General features: G+C 40.1%; 13 protein-coding genes. 1 reads left to right on the forward strand and 12 read right to left on the reverse strand.

Features of this window, described 5'->3' with window-relative positions; genetic code table 11:
- Positions 1-18: 18 nt before the first annotated feature.
- The 5 genes from J2X77_RS22770 to J2X77_RS22790 form a co-directional block, all read right to left on the reverse strand.
- A complete protein-coding gene (locus tag J2X77_RS22770) occupies positions 19-1,008 on the reverse strand; it encodes a beta-ketoacyl-ACP synthase III (protein ID WP_209581697.1) in 990 nt (329 codons plus the stop codon).
- Between the two features lie 7 nt (positions 1,009-1,015).
- Positions 1,016-1,954, reverse strand: a complete 939-nt coding sequence (gene plsX / locus J2X77_RS22775) for a phosphate acyltransferase PlsX (protein WP_209581695.1) — start codon at positions 1,952-1,954, stop codon at positions 1,016-1,018.
- A gap of 106 nt (positions 1,955-2,060) precedes the next feature.
- A complete protein-coding gene (rpmF, locus tag J2X77_RS22780) occupies positions 2,061-2,252 on the reverse strand; it encodes a 50S ribosomal protein L32 (RefSeq protein ID WP_046672269.1) in 192 nt (63 codons plus the stop codon).
- A gap of 14 nt (positions 2,253-2,266) precedes the next feature.
- Positions 2,267-2,803 (reverse strand): DUF177 domain-containing protein, encoded by a 537-nt coding sequence (locus J2X77_RS22785; RefSeq protein ID WP_209581693.1) that lies wholly within the window; start codon positions 2,801-2,803, stop codon positions 2,267-2,269.
- 102 nt (positions 2,804-2,905) lie between these two features.
- On the reverse strand, positions 2,906-3,574 hold the full coding sequence (locus tag J2X77_RS22790; RefSeq protein WP_310082653.1) for an epoxyqueuosine reductase QueH: 669 nt from the start codon (positions 3,572-3,574) through the stop codon (positions 2,906-2,908).
- Positions 3,575-3,734: 160 nt separating this feature from the next.
- Here J2X77_RS22790 and J2X77_RS22795 point away from each other — a divergent pair, with 160 nt between their 5' ends.
- Complete coding sequence (locus J2X77_RS22795; RefSeq protein ID WP_209581689.1) at positions 3,735-4,895, forward strand: hypothetical protein; 1,161 nt, start codon at positions 3,735-3,737, stop codon at positions 4,893-4,895.
- A gap of 8 nt (positions 4,896-4,903) precedes the next feature.
- Here the strand turns inward: J2X77_RS22795 and J2X77_RS22800 are convergent, their stop codons facing one another.
- From J2X77_RS22800 to J2X77_RS22830, 7 genes are all read right to left on the reverse strand, one after another.
- A complete protein-coding gene (locus J2X77_RS22800; protein ID WP_209581687.1) occupies positions 4,904-5,752 on the reverse strand; it encodes a transglutaminase-like domain-containing protein in 849 nt (282 codons plus the stop codon).
- A 100-nt stretch (positions 5,753-5,852) separates the two neighbouring features.
- Positions 5,853-6,512 (reverse strand): ABC transporter ATP-binding protein, encoded by a 660-nt coding sequence (locus J2X77_RS22805; protein WP_209581685.1) that lies wholly within the window; start codon positions 6,510-6,512, stop codon positions 5,853-5,855.
- Between the two features lie 106 nt (positions 6,513-6,618).
- Complete coding sequence (locus tag J2X77_RS22810) at positions 6,619-9,021, reverse strand: ABC transporter permease (protein WP_209581683.1); 2,403 nt, start codon at positions 9,019-9,021, stop codon at positions 6,619-6,621.
- A gap of 254 nt (positions 9,022-9,275) precedes the next feature.
- Positions 9,276-11,714 carry an ABC transporter permease gene (locus J2X77_RS22815; RefSeq protein ID WP_209581681.1) on the reverse strand — a complete coding sequence of 813 codons (2,439 nt, stop codon included), beginning with the start codon at positions 11,712-11,714 and terminating at the stop codon, positions 9,276-9,278.
- Positions 11,715-11,919: 205 nt separating this feature from the next.
- Positions 11,920-12,144, reverse strand: a complete 225-nt coding sequence (locus J2X77_RS22820; protein WP_209581680.1) for a helix-turn-helix domain-containing protein — start codon at positions 12,142-12,144, stop codon at positions 11,920-11,922.
- A 246-nt stretch (positions 12,145-12,390) separates the two neighbouring features.
- Positions 12,391-14,787 carry an ABC transporter permease gene (locus J2X77_RS22825; protein WP_209581677.1) on the reverse strand — a complete coding sequence of 799 codons (2,397 nt, stop codon included), beginning with the start codon at positions 14,785-14,787 and terminating at the stop codon, positions 12,391-12,393.
- A 27-nt stretch (positions 14,788-14,814) separates the two neighbouring features.
- A complete protein-coding gene (locus J2X77_RS22830) occupies positions 14,815-17,220 on the reverse strand; it encodes an ABC transporter permease (protein WP_209581675.1) in 2,406 nt (801 codons plus the stop codon).
- Between the last annotated feature and the right edge of the window lie 134 nt (positions 17,221-17,354).

Raw genomic sequence — 17,354 nt, forward strand, 5'->3', positions numbered from 1 at the left:
ATACCATAAAATGGACAATTAATACGCCCATTTTAAATAGATGGATCCCCAAGTGAAACCACCGCCGAAAGCGGCAAGGATAAGATTATCTCCTTTCTTCAATTGCGATTCCCATTCCCATAAACACAAAGGGATTGTACCACTTGTTGTGTTACCATATTTTTGAATGTTCACCATGACCTTCTCATCCGGCAATCCCACGCGCTCTGCTGTAGCATCAATGATACGTTTATTGGCCTGATGAGGTACCAACCACGCGATATCTTCCGATTTAAGATTGTTTTTGACCATCACTTCGTGCGCAACATCTGCCATATTGGTTACCGCGAATTTAAATACTGTGCGGCCTTCTTGATAGGCATAGTGCAATCCTGCATCTACCGTTGCATGCGAGGCTGGGTTAAGTGATCCACCACCTTTGATATTCAAAAATTGTCCACCAGAACCATCGGTTTTTAAAATTGCATCTTGTATACCTAAACCCTCTTCATTAGGTTCCAATAGGACACAACCACAACCATCACCAAATAGGATACAGGTATTGCGGTCTTGATAATTGATGACCGAAGACATTTTGTCTGCACCGATAACGAGTACTTTTTTATGTGTACCGGCAATGATAAATTGCGTTGCCGTGTTCAAACCGAATAAAAATCCTGAGCATGCAGCCTGAAGATCAAATCCCCAAGCATTGGTCGCTCCAATTTTATCGGCAAGAATATTAGCTGTGGCAGGGAACAGCATATCTGGAGTACTGGTACAAAAGATGATGAGATCAATATCTGTAGCAGCTATGCCTCTTTTTTTCAATAAACCTTGAACGGCAGGTACAGCAAGATCTGAAGTAGCAAGCCCTTCGCCTTTTAAGATGCGACGCTCTTTGATTCCCGTTCTGGAAACGATCCACTCGTCGTTAGTGTCGACCATTGTTTCCAATTCTTTGTTGGTTAGGATGTAATCCGGAACGTAACCATTTACAGCCGTAATTGCGGCGTGAATCTTTGACATAAATATTCTAATTGAAAATAGATCTGATGCTGTCAATGAACTTAGACTCGATCATATCTCTTGAAAATAAAACCATATTTTTAATGGCCTCAGGTGTCGAAATACCGTGGCCAATAATGACAGGAGCATTTACTCCCAGGATGGGGCTACCGCCGTACTGTTCGTAGTTGAATCGGTCGAAAAAATCATCTTTAAAACCCTTTTTCAACGTTACTACATAAAATGATTCTGCAAGTTTCAAGACGACATTTCCTGTAAATCCATCACAGACATATACGTCCGCATGGTCACTGAACAGGTCGCGACCTTCTGCATTTCCGATAAAGTTAATTTTGTCGTTGGCTTTTAGTAGGGGGTAGGTAGAGGTTGTTAGGATGTTTCCTTTTTCTTCTTCTTCTCCGATATTCAATAATCCGACTTTAGGGTTGGATACATTGAACACATGTTCGGCAAAGACACTTCCCAAGATTGCAAATTGGTTCAACATCTCTGGTTTACAGTCCGCATTTGCGCCGACGTCCAATAAGATCCCGAAGCCTGATTTCAATTTGGGTACGATGGATGCTATAGCAGGACGCAATACGCCTGGGATAGCTTTAACGCTGAACATCGAGCCCACGAGCATAGCGCCGGTGTTACCAGCAGAAGCAAATGAGTCGATTTCTTTGTTTTTTAAATAGTCAAACCCCTTCGCAATACTTGAGTTGGGTTTTTGAGCTATTGCTTTGGTTGGATGTTCACCCATCGCAATAATTTCTGGAGCTTCAACATATTCAAAGTCAGATGAATTTCCTCCGGCTTGATTGATTAATTGTTTTGTCTCTTCAGTTTTACCAAAAAGGACTATTTTTTGGTCTCCAGTAAGCTGCTTTTGTGCTTCAATAGCACCTGTTATCGTTGCTTTAGGAGCATAATCTCCTCCTAAAATATCTAAACCAATCTTCATCCGTTATTATTTAGTAAATCAATAATACGCAAAAAACATCCCAAAGTAAAGCAAATTTCTGAAATAGTGCTTGTCTGGGATGTTTTGGCGTTATGAAAGGTTTACCTTAGACAACAGCTGTATTTTCAATGATCAATTTACCGTTGTAGTACAAATTTCCGTCTACAGTATATGCACGGTGAGGTAAATGAACTGCGCCAGTTTCTTTACATACTGTCAAGCTTGGAGCTTCAGCTTTATAATGTGTTCTTCTTTTGTCTCTTCTTGATTTAGAAGTCTTACGTTTTGGATGTGCCATCTCGTATTCTTGTTTTAGTTATTTTTAATATTTCTCAATGCTTCCCAACGTGGGTCGATAATTTCTTCTTCTTTTTGTTCCTCTGATTCTGGCTCGCTTGTGAATAATGCGAGCATCTCAGGATCACATTGTATGCCTTCTCCCTGCTCTTCACATTTGACGATATAGGGAACAGCTAAATTAATGTATTCATACAATAGCTCAGCTATATCCAACTCATGGTCGCTTTTGGATAAAATCAATACCTCTTCGGTGTTATCTGTCCAATCTTCATCCGTGAATTTGACTAATATCCGCTCTTGAATTGAAATCGGTGACATAAACTCTTTTAAGCAGGTATCACAAGTCAACTGAATTTCACCTTGGATATCAAAATGCAATATCAACAGGTTCTCCTGTTTTTGCAACTCAACTTCTGCTTCCAGATTGCCATCTTTTACAATCGAATGTTCGTAGCAGTCAAAGAACTTTTTATTAATGTCAAACTCAAAATTGTGCTTTCCAGCGTTGAGCCCCGAAAAGGGAATTCTATATTGTTTTAGATGTTTCACAATCTTGCATTTGAGCCTGCAAAGGTATGTATAAAATCATTAGGATCGAAATATTTTTTTAAATATTCTAAGGCCAAGCTTTATACCTACCAATGATAGGGCTTATTCATAATAATTTTTGCCTAACTCTATCTTTTCGCGCCCATTTGCCATGCGCCATTTATTCGTGTCGCGCAGCGAATAAGCGCAGCCGCAATACTCCTGCATATAGAATTTCTCCTTCTTGGAGACTTCCAACATACGAGCCGATCCACCTTTCTTACGCCAGTTGAAGGTCCAATATTCCATACCTTCATGGCGCGAAGCCGCACGTAAGCCGCAATCGTTGATTTGCTCCATATTTTTCCAGCGTGAAATGCCCAGTGAACTTGAAATCACATCAAAGCCATTCGCCGCTGCATACTCCGCTGTTTTTTCAAAACGCATATCAAAACACATCGTGCAGCGAATACCTCTCTCCGGCTCTTGTTCCATCCCCTTGGCTAAATCAAACCAATGGTCTACATCATAATCTGCATCAATAAAAGGAATATGATGTTTTTCTGCAAATCGAATGTTCTCGTCTTTGCGTAAATCATATTCTTTGCGTGGATGAATATTGGGATTGTAAAAATAAATCGTAAAATCGATATCTGAAGCAATAAGTGCTTCCATTACTTCTCCAGAACAAGGAGCACAGCAGGAGTGTAAGAGTAATTTCTTGCCTTCTCCAGGTAACGTCAATGTCTCCCTTACAAATTCCTTATTTTCCATAATCGTATATGCTAACAAAAACAAAGGCAATTTTAATCAAAAAGTAGCGAATTGACAAATATTTCCGTTTTACTTTGAAGGGGCTGCCCTTAAAAGAATCATATAAATTCATTTATTTTCTACATATATTAGTAGATTTGTATGTTTAACGCAATACGCTATTTTTAATAAAAAAAATATGAAATTTTCGTTTCAATCCTGTATTATTATAGTATTCATCAGTATTATAGGTTTTGTTTCCTGTAAGAAATTGGATGATGAACCAACCAACGAAGGACGAATCACGCAGATATCGAGATTGTATATCTCTTTTTTAGATTATGATCCGAATAATTCTTCCCTGAAAAATATGATGATTGTTGATCCAGCAGATACCAACAATTTGGATAATATCTATCAATATCTATCTCCGGCTAAAGGGGGCGGGCCAATTCTCTTTGATGCGAATGCCAAGGCTGTTTTCCAGGCAAGTATTACTCCGCAGGATACATTTATACAGGTTATCCCATTTGCAAATGATATCTATGGTATTCCCGGTACTTCAGGTGCAATTGGATACCGAGGTTTTACAAATGTCAGGGGCTTGGCCTACTACACTTTTTCGCAACAAAATAGTGCTACTTCAGCTACAACCATTCCTTTTCTTTTAGCCGTGACAAACCGCGGAGCCGGTAGCTCCATGTTGTATGCCGTAAGTACGCCTACTGGGAAGGTCGGCTCGAAGGGGGGAGCCCCTATTATTGACAAGCAGATCAACTTAGGAACTATTGTACCTACGTCGCTGACGTTGCTCAATGGTAGCAATAATAATGATAAGTTAGTGCTTATTGGCTTTGATAGGGAAGGAACAACAAATAAAAGTGGATTTGCGGTTTATGCCAATCTACAACAACAATTGATTAATCAGGCGCGTGATACAATTGTCGATTCAGATAAATTCAAGCCTATGATGAAAGTCTATATCAAAGGAAGAACCCAATTGGGCCCCGTATCTTATGCACCCAATAAGGGCTTACTAGCGGTAACATCGGGTAAAGAAGTATTATTTTTTAAAGATCCTAAAGCATTGTTTAGTGGGACTACAGACAAAACAGATGTAGAGCCTGATTATGTTGTCGGTGGCGCAAATACGGGATTAGAAAAACCTTGGGGAGTAGCGATTGATGACCGGGCCAACGAAGGAAAATTCTTTTATGTTTCTGATCTAACGAATCGTACAATTTCACGCTTTCCATTGTTAAATGAAGGTGATATTAAACCCGATATCACAGCGAAAACGTACGGAACTCTAAATCCAAATTATATCTTTTTGGATGGTCGCTCGACTACAAACTTTTAATAAATAGTTTAAGCAAGCAGTTCAAACAGTGTTTTGATTTCCTGTTGCTTGCTTGAACTTTCATGCTCTTCGTAGGCAGACATCAAATTTCGTAAAGCACGTTTAATGATTGTGACATTATCGCAGGGATAGGTAAACGCGCTATCTGGATATAGGTTCAGTTGCTTCAGAAATGAATTTACATCACTTTTTTGCATTACCTGACCCCGGTTAAATGCATTGATGTAAAATAAAACTTGTTCATTCCCTTCTTCGTCCATATCCATATACGCCAACACAAAATGCTTTGGTAAATTAATCCCATAGATTGGAATGTCCAGTTTCTGTGCAATGATGCTGTAGATGCAGGATAAGGTTAGGGGATTTCCTTTTTTGGTGTCCAGCACCTGACCAATATAGGAGTTCTGTGGGTGATGATAGTCCTTCGTATTTCCTGCTAAGCCGAAAGACCCAAAAAGAACATGATTCATCAGGTTCACTTTTTCCAGCGGAGTCATGTCGTAATGAAGACCTCGCCATACCTCAGTTTTGAGGTCTTCTATCGCCAAAACAATTTTATGGTTTTCATAGGAAGGATATTGATAATTATTGAGGATAATTAATCCTTCCAGTAGGTTGAATGAGTTGCTCAGGTTCCATATTTGTAACTCATTTTTGGTCCGATCAAACTGAATTTCATGAATGATATTTTCTAGACGGCCCTGTACATGGGGATCAAAGCTCGATTCCCAAAATCTTTCCAAATGGGGTATGATCTCAGGACCTTGACTTTTTAATTGGTGTTCAATTTCCTGAACAATCTGTTGGTCGGTGTCGTCCAACAGCGATACTAGCGATTTCAACTCTCTCTCATTCATCCTAACGAAGTTAAAAAATTGATTCGAGAAATAATATAAAAAAATCCCCCCAGTAATTTGCTTACCGGGTAGGGATTATTCAGGTTAATTTGGCGTACAATTATTTGAGCTGACCATCCAGCATATTCACAATTCTTTTGCCGTATTCTGCATTCTTTTCCGAATGCGTTACTTGTATGATCGTCACACCGTCATCGTTGAGCTGTTTGAATAGATCCATAATTTCTTCACCCTGTTTGGAGTTTAAATTCCCTGTAGGTTCATCGGCCAGTAATAATTTAGGCGAACCTGCCAATGCACGTGCAATACCGACAATCTGTTGTTGACCACCGGATAACTGCGCTGGAAATAGGTCTTTCTTTCCAACGATGCCAAAACGATCGAGCATATCGGCCACAATGGCTTTTCTTTCTTTGCTTGAAATGTCTTTATAAATCAAGGGCGTTTCGATATTTTCGTATACAGTCAATTCATCCAAGAGATGATAGGCCTGAAATACATAGCCAATATGGGACTGGTAAAGCTGCGTTCTTTTTTTCGCTTTCATTTCCAATACATTCTCGCCCATAAAAAAATACGCCCCCTCGTCAGGTTCATCAAGCATGCCGATAATATTCAGCAGAGTAGATTTTCCAGACCCCGATGGACCCATGATGGAGATAAAATCGCCTTCAGCAATATCGAGACTTACATCTTTAAGGACGAATGAGCGTGTGCCACCTACATTATACCACTTGAATAAATTTTTTAATTGTATCATTTTTTAATATTGAGATCTTAGATATTCGTATTTATATTTTTTCTAGTAGCCACAATTGGTATTCGATTGCAGCGTAAGGACTGGCATTGGTTCTCTTCATTTTTTATTATTCTTCCCGCAGACTGTCTACTGGATTTGTTTTTGCGACTTTTATAGATTGAAAGCTGATGGAAAATAATATCAACATAAATATGCATAATATTGGAATCAAAAACGACCACCAGGATAGCTGTATATGATAGGCGAAATTGGAAAGCCATTTGTTCATAAGCATATAGGCTATTGGAATTGCTATCCCGATTCCGATAACAAAGAGCTTGAAAAAAGGCTTGTTTAGTTGAACAAAGAGTAAGTGTACCGATGCTCCCAGTACTTTTCGGATGCTCATTTCCTTTTTTCGTAATGCCGCCTGATACGCTGCCATGCTGAACAGCCCTAAGGCCGCGATGATAACCGAAAGGCTTGTGAAACTATTAAAAGCAGTCTGTAATTCTTGCTGCTTTCTGTGCTGTAAAGCATATTGCTCATCCATAAAAGAATAATCAAGGGGCAAATCTTTTGCACTTGGGTTTTTTGACCATTCTTGTTTGACCGTATTGATGGCCTGATCAACCATTCCTCGTTTTGTTTTAACCATGAGTGTGGTTTGAAAGCGCATACTGCCACATTCACTTTTAAATGAATAGAGGGTCGGTTGAACTACATTTTCAAAGCCATAAGCTTTACTGTCTTTGACCAGACCAACAATTTCAAAGTTGACATCACAGCCCTTTATTTTTACGCCTATGGGGTTTGCAAGTCCTAAATTTTTGGCAGCAGATTCGTTGATGACCGCATAGTTCGATAGCGAGTCGCGGAGCAACTGGTCCATGGACAGGTTGATATTCCCCGCTAGATGAGGGATATTTAATGTCTTGAAATATCCAGGATCAATACCGACATGTGCAAATGAAACGGTTTTTTGAATATAGGAAAAATCCTTTTTCGGAGGCTGTTCGCCTTCCCCTGGGATATTTGTCGCTGATGCGACTGAGGCAATACTCCGATCATTCTCTAACAGACGTTTTAATTGTTGATAAGAACCATCGATTTTATTATCGTAATACATACCGACACCTCTGAAATTGACGACCTGTGCAGGTTCAAATCCTTTATCCGCCTGCTGCATATAATTTAGCTGTGCTCGAATAACTAGCATGCCCGAAATAAATAGGATGGCCATACTGATTTGGAAAGTTAGCAATGCGTTGCGAAATGTGCCCTTTTTGAGATTAGAAGTCAGTCCACCTTTTAGGAGATTGACAGATTTGAAGCCAGAGAGTACGATAGCTGGATATATTGCCGATAGAACCGTTGTCATTAGTACGGCAATAGCAAGTTGGGCGATTGTTTCCGAACTCAAAATATAGCCTTTAAGGTCATCATTGAACCATTTTTGAAGGATATTTCCTGTGAGGGCCAAAGTGACAACAGTTAGGACTGCCGCACTGAATGTCAGAATAAATACTTCCAGCGCCAATTGTCTGACGATAGCCCAGCGGGAGCTTCCCAGTATTTTTTTGAGTGCAAGTTCCTTAATGCGTTGATCCGCCTGTGCCATAATCATGTTGGCAAAATTGGCTGAGGCGAGTAAGAGAATCAAAACAGAGAGAATACCAATAATCCACGTAATGATATAAGCCGTGTTACTTCCCGTTTTTGGCCGAAGGTGAAGGTTGGTCAATGGATCCAGATAGATCATCCCTTTGGTATAACTAGAGGAGCGAATTTTATCTTTCGGTGCGATTTCTTTCTGGTAAAGCGCATTGATGCGACCCGTCAACTTCGCGATATCCGTACCGGGCCGAACCTGAATAAAAGTTTGATACAAAAAAGGATTGTTATCGGCAAAGAGATCCTGCGGTTCACGGATAAAAAGGAGATCATAATCAATTATGGATAGACCTTTTTCTTTGATGGTGCCATAAATCGTCTCGTGCACACCTAGAGCAAGGCTTTGAGCTGGAATCGAATGGGGACTGTCGAAATTTAGGTCCTCTTTTTTGAATAGTTGTTCGGCGATATGGCTTTTGACCATGGTCGCATCCTTTTGTTCCTTGTTTTTGTAGAGTGGCCCAGTTGCATTTTCGATTTGAAAGATGCGTGCCGCAGAGGAGTCAATGAGCGCAGCATTTTTAATAAGGACTGTATTTTCACCAAAAAGGGGATAACTGCCGTAGTTGTAGACTATTTTTCGACCTGCATAGATGATTTCAGGTAAATTTTGTTTTAACAAAGCAGCCATAGCAGGCGAGGTCTCATCTGTAAAAGCGCCTTCGGCTTCCAAACCAATTTGATAGATATCCTTGAAATGTGGATTCCATGTATCATAACTCGTTTCGCGATTGATGTATTGATACGAAAGGATAAAACCTGTAAAACCAAGGGTCAGTCCGATAATGTTCAAAAATGTGAAACCCTTATTTTTTAAAAGTTTACGCCAAGCCAGTTTGAAATCATTTTGTGCCATTTTACGCTGGATATGTATGTTTAAACCAATTCGAACTATTTCACCTAATTAAAAATGCAATCCCCTTGCCATTGTTGTAATTGTTTTGCTATAAGTGTCTTATGTTGTGTTTATCTTGTTTTTGGATGTCCGATTTCGGACAGTTTTCGTTCGCAATCGAACATTTATTCCCCTTTAGCCATTGGCATTGCCCTCCACGCAACAGGCAAGCAATGACCAAGGCAACAAGCACCAATTTTTAAGATCTTCTGACTTTATTCATCTCTTAGACTATCGACGGGGTTGGTCCTGATAGCCTTCCAGGTCTGATAACTAATGGTACCTAAGGCGATGAGGACAGCGCCCATGCCCGCCAGAAAAAAGTATATCCAGTTGATATCTATTTTATAGTTGAAGTCTCTGAGCCATTGGTTCATTGCCCACCACGCAACAGGTGAGGCAATAACCAAGGCAACAAACACCAATTTTATAAAGTCTCCGGACATCAGTTTCAGTAATCTCATCGTACTTGCGCCAAGCACCTTCCGCACACCGATTTCTTTTGTCCGCTGTTGTGTCACATAGGTGGCTAGTCCAAAGAGACCGAGGGCAGCCACAAAAATGGCGACGATTGCAAAACAGCTGAATATATTTTTCGTCCGTTCAACATCTTGATAAAGGGAAGCAAAGCCCTCATCCAAAAAACTGTAATTGATCTTTTGATTGGGTGAAAATTTATTCCATACACTGTTAATTCCGTTCAGGGTCTCCTGTAGGTTTTCGGGTTTAACTTTAATGGATAAAAGTGAGGGATAACCCCGTAATACCATACATAAGCCAGCGTACCCTTTACCTTTCAGCGACTCAAAAATAAAATCGTTCACAACACCAACGACTGTCCAGGTATCGCCATTGGTTATTTTTGCTCCGATGGGATTTTTTAATCCCAGGTCATTCGCCAATTTTTGGTTGATGATGGCAGCCGTGCTGTCTGTGGCCATTTTGGGATCGAAATTTCTACCTTTGGTCAGTTGCAATCCGAAGGTCTCAAGGTAATCCTGGTCAATCTCCCAGAACTGTCCCTGTGTGGCCATATCGATCTCCCGTCTGCCCTCATTCCAAAATGGGTTGCCGTTTCTTTTGGCACCATCAATGGGAACTGGAATAAAATCGCCTAAGGAAACGGAACTTACATTTGCAATGGACTTCAACTCATTTTTAAGGCTTGGGATCTGATTCCCCAATGTACCAATACCTCGGAGGATAATGACCTGTTCCTTTTTGAAACCTAAATCTTTTTCAAGGATATAACGTATCTGTTGATTGGTCACCAAGGCACTTACAATAAGGATGATGGATGTAGCAAACTGAAAGACGACAAGGCCATTTCTGAATAATGAAGATTTGGCTCCGGTGGTCTTGTTTTTCAATGCGGCAATCGGTTTAAATCGGGATAGATACAAAGCTGGATAGATTCCGGCCAGGCTGCCGATGAACAGTATTGCCAACAATAATGATGGGAAAAAGTAAGGGGATGTCCATGGGATGGTCAGGGACTTATTGGCGAGACTGTTGAATATGGGCAACAAAACCCAGCTCAACAATAGACCAACAAGCAAAGACAATACACTATAACAAATCGCCTCGAGCAGGAATTGTCCGATCAATAATGTCCTTGTCGAACCAATTGTCTTCCGGATGCCAATTTCTTTGGCCCGTGTAGCGGCATTGGCGGTCGATAGGTTAATAAAATTGATACACGCTATCAAAAGAATAAACAATGCGACGATGGCAAAAGTCCAGACCATGCGGATATCTCCCCGATTCAATATACTGACTTTATCGTCATCGATATCGGAAGACTTCAAATGGATGTCAAGTGCATTTTGTAAGTTGATTTTTGCCTGTTCGAATAAAGGATTGAGCTTGCGCCCTGATTTTTTATATTCAGGTAAATAGTGCGCTTTATAATTTCTTAAAATCTCCTTTTCGGTTTGTTCAATATTAACTTGCGGCTTTAATTTAACGTAGACTGTGTAATTGTTACTGAGCCATTGGTTCTGTTCGCCGGGATAAAAGGGTTCGCCTGCGAGCGACATGAAAAAGCTATAACCTGCTAAAGTGGAGTTTTTGGGTATATCTTCGATCACGCCGGTAATGGTATAGAGTTTGGATCTGTTATTGTTCAGATAAATGGTCTGTCCAATAGGATCATTTTTAAAGTATTTTTCCGCTTTACTTTTCGTAATGACAAGTGTATTGGGTTGATCCAATGCATGGGCAAGAGTTCCTGAAACCATGGGTGTCGGAAACATGTCAAGAATAGATTGATCAATATACACAAAGCCATCATCATAAAAGCTTTGCGGGTTATCATTCAGGGAGAGCTGGTTACTTCCTGCGCCAAATAAAGGGTTAGGGAGTATCCGGCCTGTTTGTTCTATGGAAGGAATTTCAGCTTTCAGTGTCGGGGCAACGGGAGCCGAGAGTGATACCCAACGTTGAATTTTACCTTCGATCGGAAGCTGAACGACGAGACGATAGGTGCGATCCATTGCTGGATAGAACTTGTTGTAGCTGGTCTCATGCTTGATATACAGTACGATGAGCATACAGACTGCAATACCAAAAGCAAATCCCCCGATCTTTATAAAAGAATAGAGCTTATTTTTTGCCATGTTTCGCCAAGCGACCTTAAGACTATTTCCTATCATAACAATACATTTTTAACATCTTATTGATCGGTAATCGACCGGTCAATCTAGACATTAGACTGAAGTCAATTGTATTGCCGTTTTATTAAGTTGCTGTTTTTCAGTGTTTTGTTTTGTTTGTTGGATTTTGTGGCTGTACGATATCGAACAGTTTTTCGTCCAATACCGCACAGATCATCTTATTAAAGGGCTCTAGGAAAGTATCCTAATCCTTAATCTGTTTTAGTTGGAGGTGCTCGCAGAGTTCGAGCATCATTTTGGCCGGATCTGTATCGATGGCCAGAGCAATCAAGTACATTTCATCTAAACGTAATTTAGCGGTCTCAGTCATGGTCAATTCATTGATTCTCGCTTTACTTAATCCTGTTTTGCGGGCAATCTGGGATTTATTCACAGATTTCTTCGCTAAAAAATCGCCTAGTTTTGTCATCCTTTTATTTAATAATCTGTCCTTTTGTATAGATAAAGATAGATAATGTTATTTTTATTTATACAAATGTTTTTGTTTTTGAAATATTTTCTATTTCTTTGTATCGAAAATCTATATGATTTCAATGTGTGAATGATGAAAACAGCGAAAATCCAAAAAACTTATACCAATTATAAACTTTCATTCCCTTTAGCTAAATAACAGTTTGCACTATTTAAATTTCGCACACCTACGGCTTATTTTTTATTATTCATCCCGTAAACTATTGACGGGATTGATGCGGGCCGTCTGGAATATCCGGACAGCAATAATCGTTAACGTCGTCAAACCCATAAATAATCCCGTGAAAACAAAGAGAGCAATCGGAACATCGATATGGTAGTAAAAATTTTCCAGCCATTTGTGCGTAAACCACCATGCTATGGGGAAGGCGATTAGAATCGCAATCAGCAAGAGCACGATAAAGGATCTGGAAATCATATAGCTGATCGTATTTACCGAAGCACCGAGCACTTTACGGATACCGATTTCTTTTACCCGTCGTTCTAACGTATAAATGGCAATGGCTACGATCCCTAAGATAGCAATCAGCATACTGGCTCCTGTAAAAAGTGCCAATTGCTGGTACTGCTTTTTCTCTTTGTTATATTGATGCTGCACCTGATCTTCCTGCCAGTTGAATTGCGCGATCCGATTAGGGAAAAAGTGGTTCCAGGTGCTGTTTACCAGTGCTAAAGCTTCCTTTTTCTTACCTTCTTGCACGCGGATAAGCATGCAGCTGCCTTCCCATTCATTTTGCGCTTTAATCACAAAAGGACCGATCGGAAACTTTAAACTTGCTCCGTTGAACTCTTTAAATACGCCTACAGGTGTATTGTTTAAAGGCTCATTGCTCTTATTAAGTTTTAAAGACAGCCGCTGGGCGGTCTGTTCGGAAACGAGCATATTGGTAAGTACCCGTTGTCCGGCCTGAATCGAATCTGTAAACGGTCTATCCAGCGCATAGTCCGCACTTAAAGGCCGGCCATTAAGGAGTTTTATGCCCATTGTTTTGATGTAATCATAATCCGCATAGACAAATACCACTGGGAGTTCTTTGTTCGGATTGTTAGGGTCTGCTACTGTTTTAAAATCCACACTACCACTAAAGGGCGTCCAGCTTGTGAGACTGACCGAAGAGATGTACGAATGTTTTAATAGCTCCTGTTTGAAGGCCTGATCCTTCCCCTCCCAGGAGGTATAATTGATAGCCAAGAGATTTTTGGGCTCATAGCCAAGATCTTTGTTGTACAGATAGTGCAATTGCGCCCGCATGGACATCATACAGATCGCTACGACGATGGCAATGGCAAACTGGAAAATCACCAATACTTTGGTAAATGCCATATTTAGGGGGAGCTTGAAGAAAGAAAGCTGTTTCCGAAGTTCTAGGGACGGATGTGTTTTTGATAGTGACAAGGCTGTAGGTATGCTACAAATCCAGCCCAGAACGATCCACATAGATAGCAGTCCAACAAACATGAAGAAGGAATGTTGATAGCTCATGGTCAAAGGATGTTCTAAATAGTGTTCAAATGCAGGACTGATAAGCACATAAACAAAAAATCCAATCAGAAAAGAGCCGGCAAAGAGCATGGTACTCTCAAGGCCCATCTGTAGGATCAGATTTTTTCGGCTTGCTCCCAGTACTTTGCGGATACCGATCTGTTGTGTACGTTTGAGCGCATGGGCAAAGCTCAGGTTGATGTAATTGATACTGACCAATACAAGGATCAAGATCGCTATTCCTGCTAGCAGATAAATGTCTTGCATAGGATTCTCCCAGCCTGTAATACTTCGCAAGTGTATATCTGTGATGGGTTCAATGAAAAGATTGTGCTCTTTCAGCCAATCACCTAGTTTTTGCGTATTATACCACTTGTTTATCTTGTCTGAAAAACTTTTAACATCAGTTGTACTTTTGAGCAATAGAATTTGTGTTTGTAACGAACTACTTTTTTCGGGATTGAATTCATTCACCTTAGGCATCAGCACAAAGGCTTCGGCCTGAAAGGAAGAGTTATGGGGCATATCCTCGATAATTGCATTAACATAATAAGCTTCGGGTTCCCCTTCTTGTGGTTTATTGTAGAATGTGCTACCGAGCACGTCTTTGCCACCGAAGTATTTTTGTACCCCAGAGGCTGTCAATGTGATATTTTTTGCTCCGGCAATAACCTGTTTCGGATTACCTGCGATGATTTTTGTATCAAAAAGATTGAAAAAACCGCTGTCGATTTCCAGCGTATTGATTTCGGTAAACTGCTTTGAGCCCTTGTTTATTGTTAATTTTGTTGAAAATGAATGGATTGAAGTATAGCCAAGTACTTCTGGGAAATGAGCTTTTAATGTTGCAGAGATACCTTCAGGAGCTCCCGAATTATTGTTTGTGAATCCTTCCTGTATTTCTTTGGGCACAATTCGCATTCTGTAGAGCTCTTTGGAGTTGCTCCATTGTCTGTCGTAGGAAAGCTCATCAACCACAAGCGCACTGATTAGCATAAAAACCAGCAGGGCAATCGTTAAACCAACGAGGTTTGATAGCGAATAGATACGATTGCGCATCATTGTCCGCCAGGCGGTTTTAAGATGGTTCTTTATCATACTGTTTATATGGATTGGTTTCTGACATTATTCATCCCTCAATTTTTCAACCGGATTAAATCGGGTGGCTCGAAATACAATAATGGCAACCAATAAACTTAGTAAACCAATTAATGTTCCTAGTGGTAACAAGTAGGTAAGAACATTGATATCTATGCGGATGATGTAATTTTGAAGCCAGTATTGCATCAATAGATAACTCAGTGGAACCGTCGTCAATGCCGCAAATAAGAATATTCCGTAGTACTCCTTCGAAAATAACACCATTAAATGTGCTAACGATGCACCGAGTACTTTGCGGATACCGACTTCTTTATTCCGCAAATGGATGGAAAGCGATATTAATCCGGTGAGCCCCAATGCCACGATCAGCAGCGAAACGACCGTAGCCAACTGTGATGCACGATGCAGCTGCAGTTCAGTTTCATATAAATTTTTGATGCGTTCATCCATAAATTGATATTCGAAAGGAGCATCAGGCATCAACGTTTTCCATTTTTTTTCGAGTTGTTGTACTGTATTGGAAAGAGAGCCTTGCTGTAAACGGATGCTAAGGTATCGATATTGTAAGCTTTCCTGTACATCTGTCCATACGATAGGAGGAGAGGCCTGGTGAAGTGAATTGGCCACAAAGTTTTCAGCAACGCCTAAAATAGTCATTTTGTAACTTGGATCAGCTAGAGCAATCTGCTGACCAATAGCTTGCTCGGCATTTTTAAAACCAAAATCATCCATGGCTTTTTTATTGATAACAACTGGCCTATTATTCGCATTGGCAACATAGTTTTTAGGGAGAAAAGTTCCAGCAACTAGTGATATCTCATAGGTCTCCAAAAAGTGACTATCACTTGTAATCCGTTGTACCTGGATTTCTTTGTCGTCAGTCGTCCCGAATACTGGCTGCATATTAGATCCCAGCAATCCAGGTATCTCATAAGATAAGCTTACTGATTTAACTTTTGGTTGCAAGCTGAGTTCTTGTTGCACAGTCTCCATTTTGCGAACGCCATTTTCGGACCAGTCTCTGGGTACTTGGACAGTTAATAAATAGTCTTTGTTGTAGCCTAGATTGCTATGGAGAAATAGATCAACTTGTTTAGAAATAATTAGCGTACAGACAAGCAGGAGCAAGGCTACCCCAAATTGAAAAAATAAAAGAACTTTTCGCACCAGCTGTTTGCCTCCTAGCGTCGAAAACTGGTTTTTGACTGCAGGAAGTACCGCTATATTGGAAAGTTTAATTGCTGGATATAGACCCGCCAGTAAACCAATTAATAACGTCATTATACCCAATAATCCAAAAAAGTAAATCGGCAATTCCACTAAGGTGGGCAGCTTACGCATCAAGATATGCTCAAAAATTGGACTTGCGATGATATAAAGCGGCAGACTTATCAATGCTGCTATGCTCACGATTAGGATATATTCGGTCATCAATTGTCTAATAAGCTGTATTCGAGATGATCCCATCATCTTGCGAACACCGATTTCCTTTAATCGGGTAATGTGCTGAGCGATACTAAAATTGATGAAATTGATGATAGCCATAATCAGGATAAAAATGGCCGTCCAAATCAATGTCTGTATCATTTTACGCACGGCCCCTTGGTTGTCATCCAAATAATAGGTTTTCAATGGTTTTAGATCAGGGCTATATTCACTGGAAAATTCCTTATCGGTATTTTTTCTTACCAACGTTTCAATGGCGGCATCTACGCGATCCAAGCTTACACCTGGTTTCAATTCGATATAACCGGCAATATAAGGGTTATTCCAATTGTCTATAGATCGACCAAAGAATTCCTCATTGATGATCGGTAAAAATATGTCTGCATGCATATTCTTTGTGAGATCCATAATGGCATTTTGGACGTCGGATCTAATGATTGCGGTAATTTCAAAATCGTGTTTTTCACCCTTGAAATTTTTTATCTGTAGCGATTTGCCGAGTACATCCACATGCCCGAAATATTTTATGGCAGCTTTGTCAGTGATGACAACTGAAAAGGGATTATTTAAAGCCGTATTAGCATTGCCTGCTAAAATCTGGAATCCGAACATCGTCAATAGACTAGGATCGCCAAGAGACATCCCTTCTTCATGGATTGTCGAACCGTTGGCTACGATACCTGTCAATCCATCAATCCGATAATAATTAGAAACCAGATTGGGATACTCCTCATGTAAGGCTTTAGGGAGCGCCCCTAATGTGGTTAAGTTTATACCAAATCCTTCTTTCTTATACTTGCTTTGCAACAAAAATTGCTGGTCAATATTTCTGATGTTGCTATTCACTTGATGTACATCCCATATATAGGCGCCTACAAGTAGTAGAAAAGTAATACCGCAGGTCAATCCAATTAGATTGATCAGATTTTGCACTTTTTTCTTTCCGATATTTCGCCAAGCAATTTTGAAGTTTGTAAAGTTCATTGTTTTATACTAAGAATTTATTCCGGTCGTGGAGCTGCTAATAGCTTGTGTGCTCCACTTAAAAAATTAAAAATACAAATGTTTGGCCAAGCAATTATCCTGTTGATCATTAACGGGTTGCCTTCCTCATTCTT

This window comes from Sphingobacterium sp. 2149 (assembly GCF_031455655.1).
Taxonomy (GTDB): domain Bacteria; phylum Bacteroidota; class Bacteroidia; order Sphingobacteriales; family Sphingobacteriaceae; genus Sphingobacterium.

What these genes read in the sequence shown, in the direction of transcription:
- J2X77_RS22825 (WP_209581677.1), bottom strand. Translation starts at nt 14,787, where the DNA reads ATGATAAAGAACCATCTTAAAACCGCCTGGCGGACAATGATGCGCAAT.
- J2X77_RS22795 (WP_209581689.1), top strand. Translation starts at nt 3,735, where the DNA reads ATGAAATTTTCGTTTCAATCCTGTATTATTATAGTATTCATCAGTATT.
- J2X77_RS22820 (WP_209581680.1), bottom strand. Translation starts at nt 12,144, where the DNA reads ATGACAAAACTAGGCGATTTTTTAGCGAAGAAATCTGTGAATAAATCC.
- rpmF (WP_046672269.1), bottom strand. Translation starts at nt 2,252, where the DNA reads ATGGCACATCCAAAACGTAAGACTTCTAAATCAAGAAGAGACAAAAGA.
- J2X77_RS22830 (WP_209581675.1), bottom strand. Translation starts at nt 17,220, where the DNA reads ATGAACTTTACAAACTTCAAAATTGCTTGGCGAAATATCGGAAAGAAA.
- J2X77_RS22810 (WP_209581683.1), bottom strand. Translation starts at nt 9,021, where the DNA reads ATGGCACAAAATGATTTCAAACTGGCTTGGCGTAAACTTTTAAAAAAT.
- J2X77_RS22770 (WP_209581697.1), bottom strand. Translation starts at nt 1,008, where the DNA reads ATGTCAAAGATTCACGCCGCAATTACGGCTGTAAATGGTTACGTTCCG.
- J2X77_RS22805 (WP_209581685.1), bottom strand. Translation starts at nt 6,512, where the DNA reads ATGATACAATTAAAAAATTTATTCAAGTGGTATAATGTAGGTGGCACA.
- J2X77_RS22815 (WP_209581681.1), bottom strand. Translation starts at nt 11,714, where the DNA reads ATGATAGGAAATAGTCTTAAGGTCGCTTGGCGAAACATGGCAAAAAAT.
- plsX (WP_209581695.1), bottom strand. Translation starts at nt 1,954, where the DNA reads ATGAAGATTGGTTTAGATATTTTAGGAGGAGATTATGCTCCTAAAGCA.
- J2X77_RS22800 (WP_209581687.1), bottom strand. Translation starts at nt 5,752, where the DNA reads ATGAATGAGAGAGAGTTGAAATCGCTAGTATCGCTGTTGGACGACACC.